The sequence below is a fragment of the Paenibacillus sp. PK4536 genome, from assembly GCF_028594455.2.
GTDB classification, from domain to species: Bacteria; Bacillota; Bacilli; order Paenibacillales; family Paenibacillaceae; genus Saccharibacillus; species Saccharibacillus nuruki.
Genome location: NZ_CP126313.1, coordinates 234,124 through 240,216, shown reverse-complemented (window position 1 = coordinate 240,216; position 6,093 = coordinate 234,124). Strand labels below are relative to the sequence as shown.

The window sequence follows — 6,093 nt, the reverse complement described above, 5'->3', positions numbered from 1 at the left end:
AATGACGCGGGGTGGAGCAGTCCGGTAGCTCGTCGGGCTCATAACCCGAAGGTCACAGGTTCAAATCCTGTCCCCGCAATTAATCTGGAACCGTGGTGTAGGGGTTAACATGCCTGCCTGTCACGCAGGAGATCGCGGGTTCAAATCCCGTCGGTTCCGCCATTAATTGCTTAATAACTAGTATCAACTCACTACATTAATAGATGGTTCTCATCATGATTGAGTAGAAGAGTCGACACACAGCAATACATTAGACTACGGCTCGGTAGCTCAGTCGGTAGAGCAGAGGACTGAAAATCCTCGTGTCGGCGGTTCGATTCCGTCCCGAGCCACCATTTAGATTAATGTATAACACTTGCCGGTGTAGCTCAGTTGGTAGAGCAACTGACTTGTAATCAGTAGGTCGGGGGTTCAAATCCTCTCGCCGGCACCATCTTTTTTTTGTTTAATGTGGAGGCTTAGCGAAGTGGCCAAACGCAGCAGACTGTAAATCTGTTCTCTCCGAGTTCGGTGGTTCGAATCCATCAGCCTCCACCAGTTTTGAAGGGGCATAGTTTAAAGGTAGAACAACGGTCTCCAAAACCGTTAGTGTGGGTTCAATTCCTGCTGCCCCTGCCAATATAACATTAATGATTCATTTTATAGCATGGCGATCGTGGCGAAGGGGTTAACGCACCGGACTGTGACTCCGGCATTCGTGGGTTCAAGTCCCATCGGTCGCCCTTTTTATTGGGGATTAGCCAAGCGGTAAGGCAACGGACTTTGACTCCGTCATGCATAGGTTCAAATCCTATATCCCCAGCCATTATTTACTTCTACTTCAATCAAGTGTAAGCGGACGTGGCTCAGCGGTAGAGCATCGCCTTGCCAAGGCGAGGGTCGTGGGTTCGATTCCCATCGTCCGCTCCATCTTTCATAATATAATATGGCGCCATAGCCAAGTGGTAAGGCACAGCTCTGCAAAAGCTCTATCCCCAGTTCGAATCTGGGTGGCGCCTCCAGTTATTTTTTAAAATTCTTGCGCCCTTAGCTCAGCTGGATAGAGCGTTTGACTACGAATCAAAAGGCCAGGAGTTCGAATCTCTTAGGGCGCGCCATTTTAGCTCTTATGTTCTAAATGGAAGCAACAAAAAAATAGTATCATTTTTAATTAGCCGGTGTGGCGGAATTGGCAGACGCGCGCGACTCAAAATCGTGAGGGAAACCGTGGGGGTTCGAGTCCCTTCACCGGCATACACAAAGAAAAGCACTAGATCATTTGATCTAGTGCTTTTTTTATTGTCTTTTAAAATAGATCCTCACAATTAGTATGAAGTATGTGCTTAATTCCTATTACATTGATTTATTTGTAGGTTAATTCGATAATGCACAAGTAGTCCCCGTCTAAGGTCTAGGATAAAAAACCACCTGTAGTCCATTTTGCAGAATCAATTTCTACTTTACAATGTGTATATAAGGCAAACACAACATTTGCTACAGCCAGATATGAAAGTAACATGTTAGATGCTTTGCAGTCTTGAGGTATTGAACATCTCGTCACGTATGAACATCTAAGAATATGGATATTAAAAATGCTGAATACAAATATCTAAGTAAAGGAGGTGGAGCATTTGCGCATGAATCGTAAAAGTATAGCTGCTTTTGCATTGATTATCATTGGTGTATTAATGGTTTTCGGCAAATTTGTACCGGTGTTACATAGTCTGCTCGGTTATCTCATTGGACTATTAATCCCAATCGCATTACTTGTACTTGGTTATTATGCATTACAAAGTGGACGTCGATTTTTGGGGATTACATTATCGGTTATAGGTGCTTGTATCCTATTTGCTAAGTTATCTTGGATTATTGGCCCTGTAATTGGAATTGCGTTGGTATGGTGGGGTTATTCGATGCTGAAGAATCGTCATCATCAGCAACGACAAGATCGAATGTTCTAAATATAGATACATTCTTTATTTAAATCATCGAATCTTGTTGGTGTAGAGGTTGTGAATGGGTAACATTCTAATAAAGCAGTTGGAATGTTACGATATAAATATAGTAAGACATTATTATAAAGTAGTGTGGTTCATTACAAGTATAGTCATCTATTACACTACAAAATAATAGGATATCGTTGATCTTCGATTTCATCTGTTAAGCATACTTTTTCGATAGAATGAAAGTAAGATATACGTAGATATCAAAAAAGATCACTTGTGATCAAGCAAGGGAGGGAGCAATTATTCATGAACGTTTTTAAACGTGTACGTGATATTACAGTGGCTACTTTAAATGAAAGATTAGAACAGAGTCAAGACCCTGTGAGAATGATTGACCAATTTCTTTTAGAGACACGGCGTGCTATTACAGAAGCTGAGCAATTACAGCATCATGTGACTCAACACACACGTCAATTGAAACAACATGTAGATCAAGCATCAGCAATGCGTCAAAAACGTGAAGAACAAGCGATGTTAGCTCTACAAGCAGAAGAGGAAGAATTGGCTCGCATGGCTTTGCAAGAAAAAGTAATGTATGAAGAAAAAGAAAATCAGTATACTGAATTGTTGGATCAAAATACTGAAGCTTTACGAGAAGTACAGCTTCAACTCAATACATTAAAATCCGAGTACCAAGCAGTCTACAGTAAACGTGAGTATTATTATGCTCGTATGGAGACACTTCGTCTGCAACAACAAATGAATCGCCGTTTTGGTAATGCTGTTCAAGGTACACCGCAAGCATTTGGACGTTTGGAAGATAAAATCTCCGATTGGGAGATTGAAGCCAAAGCTTTACGGGATTTGAGAAACGGTGATTCTTATTCGTCTTCTTCACATACAACTAATGGTGTATCGTTAGATGAAGAATTAGAGCGTTTAAGACGTAAGCTTGATCCAGATCGTAAGGAGGAGTAGTATGCGCCCGAAGTTATATCGTTCCAATCATGATCGGATTCTGAGTGGGCTGAGTGGAGGTCTTGCTGAGTATTTTCAGATCAATCCAACGTTGTTACGGGTTCTGTTAATATTAAGTATTCCTTTTACAGGAACAACTACAGTGCTAATCTATCTTATTGCAGCACTCATTGTACCTAAGCAACCGCCAGTTTATCGTCCTTTTGAACAGAATCCTTTTCATGAGGAACATCAAGAAGATCGTTATGGCCCACGCCAAACCTATGGTGGATATTGGGGAACATCGCAAAATGCGTATGAACCTAATACGTATGATGCTCCACATCAAAGCAATTCTCGTTACTTTGGTAAAAATCGCCCTCCACAACAAGCACCTGATCAGACATCCAAATCAAAAGGTGATCTCGATTCAATGATGGAAGGTATTGAAAATAAAGCACTACGTAAAGAAGTAGAACAATTAAGAAAAAAAGTCGCTCAATATGAGAAGGGAGATTTATAATATGGGAGTTTTTAAAAGATTGAAAGATATGACTAAGGCATCGGTGAATGATTTACTAGATAAGGTAGAAGATCCAATTGTAATGCTTAACCAGTATCTACGTGATATGGAAGCAGAGATTCATCAAGCAGAGGTTACTGTTGCTAAACAAATGGCAAATGAACGTCGTATGAAGCAACGTTTTGATGAAGCTGCACGTGTAGGTATGCAACGTGAAAGCCAAGCAACAGCTGCACTTAAAAATGGTCAAGAAGAAGTGGCTCGTAAATTGCTAGAAGAAAAGTTGTATTTTGACCAAAAATTCACTGAGTATTCTGAAATGCACAGCCAAGCTAAAGAACAAGTAACTGATATGATGAACCAATTGCACGAAATGAAAGACGAGTTCTATAAAATGCGTAACAAACGTAATGAACTGGTGTCTCGTGCTCAAATGGCAAAAGCTAAAAAACAAATGGCTCAAGTGAGTTCTGTGAATTCCATCGATAAAGGTGGCGCTTCTCTAGGATTTAACCGCATGGAAGAAAAAATCATGCAAATGGAAGCAGAAGCAGATGTAATGCGTGCTCCTTACCGTTCTGGATATGGATCTAATGCTTATATCAGTGGAGAAGATGCAGAAAAACAACTTAGAGTGGATGAGCAATTGAATTTATTGAAAAGCAAATTAGCACCTAAAACGATCGAATCTAATTCGTCTGAAGGTCCATCTCTTTCTAAAGATGAAGGTCCACAACACTAATTGATTTTAGTAGATAAGTGTAGATTAATACAATATAGCTAATCATCGATGTAAATTATAGTTATTAAAATGACAATATGATATGCTAGAACAGGCGAAGCCATACAGCGTATGTGTCATCATGCGGGTATGGCTTTTCTCTTATTAGAAATAAAGGAGGTGCGGTTATGGGAAGAAAACGAAAAGTGTTTGCTGTGTTATTGATCGGAATTGGATTACAAGTTTTATTAGGACCGTTGTTTGGCTTCTTTACGATTGCCGCACTTCTTTTGTTGCTAATCGGAATGATGCGTTTACGTAGTGGTGCTATGAGGCAAGGGTATATTTTGGGTGGTATCGGATTAGGCTTGTTGCTGTTAGATCACTTGATGATTGTGATTGGAATTACTTTGATATCATTAGGATGGTTTTATGTACGTGCTAATAAAGCACATCGGGGGCAGCCATATCGTCTGAAACAAGGATTTATCACAAATGTTCGTTATGATCGGGAACCGTGGATGATGCAAAGTTCCAGTTCATGGCATGCTATCGGAGATATTGATTGTGATCTTGCGCTAGCGATACCGGATGAAACAGAAACTGTTCTGTATTTTCAAGGGATATTAGGAGACTTAGACTTCTCTATACCGGAAGATTACGGAGTAGAGATTGAAGCTTATTTATTAGTTGGTCAGATTGGCTTCGAATCGAATGGCTATCCTGTTGCTGAACGTCAACAAGGCATACAGAATCGTTTGCAATGGAGATCCGCTAATTATCTTACAAGTACGCAAAAAGTGAAGTTGGTTATTTCGTATATTGCTGGTGATCTGAATGTTCGTTTATCTTCTTAGTACAGGTGTGTATACATTAAAGTCAGATAAGCAGGAGGACTTGATACGTGAAAAAGAGAAAACCTGCTGACTTGATTGTCCGCAGTATGGGTGAAGGTATTTTATTAGCCTTCTTATTACTGGTTATTATTATCTATGTACTCTATACGTCGGGTCACTTGAGTGTAGAATTATCATGGCCTTCTTTATTACAGACTGGAGCAGCATTATGTGTTCCGGTTATTGTTGTAGGTAGTCTATATGGGTTGTACCATGCACTCCGGCTCAAAATGCGTTTGGATAAATTGCGAGATACGTTATTAATGTGGGAAAAAGGGAATTGGTCACAAGCTGCTCCGCAATGGGGAAGTGATGAATGGTCAAGGCTAGGTGAACAAATTGATCGAATCGGTAAAAAATGGGAAGATCAGATTAGTAGTCTTCAACGATTATCCACTAATAATGCGCAGTTAGCAGAGCAGGCTAGAATTACAGCTATTATTGAAGAACGTCAGCGGTTAGCTCGTGAACTGCATGATGCCGTTTCTCAGCAATTGTTTGCCATCTCAATGACTGCAACAGCTATTGGACGTACATTTGATAATAATCCTGCACGTGCCAAACGTCAGGTGGAGTTAATTGAAGAAATGTCATCTGTTGCTCAATCAGAGATGAGAGCGCTACTATTACATCTTCGTCCTGTTTATCTGGAAGGAAAACGCTTGTCTCAAGGATTGCGAGAATTGATTCGTGAATTACAAGCCAAAATCCCGATGGAAATTACGCTAGATATGGATGATGATCTCAGATTATTAAAGGGTGTCGAAAATCATATTTTCCGGATTGTACAAGAGTCGTTATCCAATACACTTCGTCATGCCAAAGCAGAACGGATGGAAATTCGTATTATTCAAAAAATAGATTCTGTGCGTGTGACATTAAAAGATGATGGCATCGGGTTCGAATTAAATGAAACGAAACAAGCTTCTTATGGCTTATCTACGATGAGAGAACGAACGAATGAATTGGGAGGTACGATTCAATACATAACAGCTCCTGGAAAAGGAACACGTATTGAGATTGTCATTCCGATTGTGACTTTAAATACGGAAGAAAGCAGGTGGGCATAAT

Annotated in this window: 6 protein-coding genes and 12 tRNA genes; all 18 read left to right on the top strand. The window is 40.2% G+C overall.

The window, feature by feature from the left end; translation table 11 throughout:
* Positions 1 to 5: 5 nt before the first annotated feature.
* Positions 6 to 79: transfer RNA gene (locus PO903_RS01215), tRNA-Met, on the top strand.
* Between the two features lie 7 nt (positions 80 to 86).
* Positions 87 to 162, top strand: a tRNA-Asp gene (locus PO903_RS01210).
* Positions 163 to 259: 97 nt separating this feature from the next.
* Positions 260 to 335, top strand: a tRNA-Phe gene (locus tag PO903_RS01205).
* Between the two features lie 22 nt (positions 336 to 357).
* A tRNA-Thr gene (locus PO903_RS01200) sits at positions 358 to 433 on the top strand.
* A 19-nt stretch (positions 434 to 452) separates the two neighbouring features.
* Positions 453 to 537, top strand: a tRNA-Tyr gene (locus PO903_RS01195).
* A 7-nt stretch (positions 538 to 544) separates the two neighbouring features.
* A tRNA-Trp gene (locus PO903_RS01190) sits at positions 545 to 618 on the top strand.
* A 31-nt stretch (positions 619 to 649) separates the two neighbouring features.
* Positions 650 to 722: transfer RNA gene (locus PO903_RS01185), tRNA-His, on the top strand.
* Between the two features lie 8 nt (positions 723 to 730).
* A tRNA-Gln gene (locus PO903_RS01180) sits at positions 731 to 805 on the top strand.
* A 29-nt stretch (positions 806 to 834) separates the two neighbouring features.
* Positions 835 to 909, top strand: a tRNA-Gly gene (locus PO903_RS01175).
* Between the two features lie 18 nt (positions 910 to 927).
* A tRNA-Cys gene (locus tag PO903_RS01170) sits at positions 928 to 1,001 on the top strand.
* Positions 1,002 to 1,020: 19 nt separating this feature from the next.
* Positions 1,021 to 1,097, top strand: a tRNA-Arg gene (locus PO903_RS01165).
* A 56-nt stretch (positions 1,098 to 1,153) separates the two neighbouring features.
* Positions 1,154 to 1,233, top strand: a tRNA-Leu gene (locus PO903_RS01160).
* A gap of 383 nt (positions 1,234 to 1,616) precedes the next feature.
* The gene (locus PO903_RS01155) at positions 1,617 to 1,940 is read left to right on the top strand and encodes a hypothetical protein (RefSeq protein ID WP_241669382.1); all 324 of its coding nucleotides are present in this window, start codon (positions 1,617 to 1,619) and stop codon (positions 1,938 to 1,940) included.
* A gap of 291 nt (positions 1,941 to 2,231) precedes the next feature.
* Positions 2,232 to 2,903, top strand: a complete 672-nt coding sequence (locus tag PO903_RS01150; RefSeq protein ID WP_137223823.1) for a PspA/IM30 family protein — start codon at positions 2,232 to 2,234, stop codon at positions 2,901 to 2,903.
* Position 2,904: 1 nt separating this feature from the next.
* Complete coding sequence (locus PO903_RS01145; RefSeq protein ID WP_069328882.1) at positions 2,905 to 3,405, top strand: PspC domain-containing protein; 501 nt, start codon at positions 2,905 to 2,907, stop codon at positions 3,403 to 3,405.
* A gap of 1 nt (position 3,406) precedes the next feature.
* Positions 3,407 to 4,147, top strand: a complete 741-nt coding sequence (locus PO903_RS01140) for a PspA/IM30 family protein (protein ID WP_069328883.1) — start codon at positions 3,407 to 3,409, stop codon at positions 4,145 to 4,147.
* A gap of 167 nt (positions 4,148 to 4,314) precedes the next feature.
* A complete protein-coding gene (gene liaF / locus PO903_RS01135; RefSeq protein ID WP_069328884.1) occupies positions 4,315 to 4,983 on the top strand; it encodes a cell wall-active antibiotics response protein LiaF in 669 nt (222 codons plus the stop codon).
* 47 nt (positions 4,984 to 5,030) lie between these two features.
* Positions 5,031 to 6,092, top strand: a complete 1,062-nt coding sequence (locus tag PO903_RS01130; RefSeq protein ID WP_069328885.1) for a sensor histidine kinase — start codon at positions 5,031 to 5,033, stop codon at positions 6,090 to 6,092.
* Position 6,093: the final 1 nt, after the last annotated feature.

What these genes read in the sequence shown, in the direction of transcription:
- PO903_RS01155 (WP_241669382.1), top strand. Translation starts at nt 1,617, where the DNA reads ATGAATCGTAAAAGTATAGCTGCTTTTGCATTGATTATCATTGGTGTA.
- PO903_RS01150 (WP_137223823.1), top strand. Translation starts at nt 2,232, where the DNA reads ATGAACGTTTTTAAACGTGTACGTGATATTACAGTGGCTACTTTAAAT.
- PO903_RS01145 (WP_069328882.1), top strand. Translation starts at nt 2,905, where the DNA reads ATGCGCCCGAAGTTATATCGTTCCAATCATGATCGGATTCTGAGTGGG.
- PO903_RS01140 (WP_069328883.1), top strand. Translation starts at nt 3,407, where the DNA reads ATGGGAGTTTTTAAAAGATTGAAAGATATGACTAAGGCATCGGTGAAT.
- liaF (WP_069328884.1), top strand. Translation starts at nt 4,315, where the DNA reads ATGGGAAGAAAACGAAAAGTGTTTGCTGTGTTATTGATCGGAATTGGA.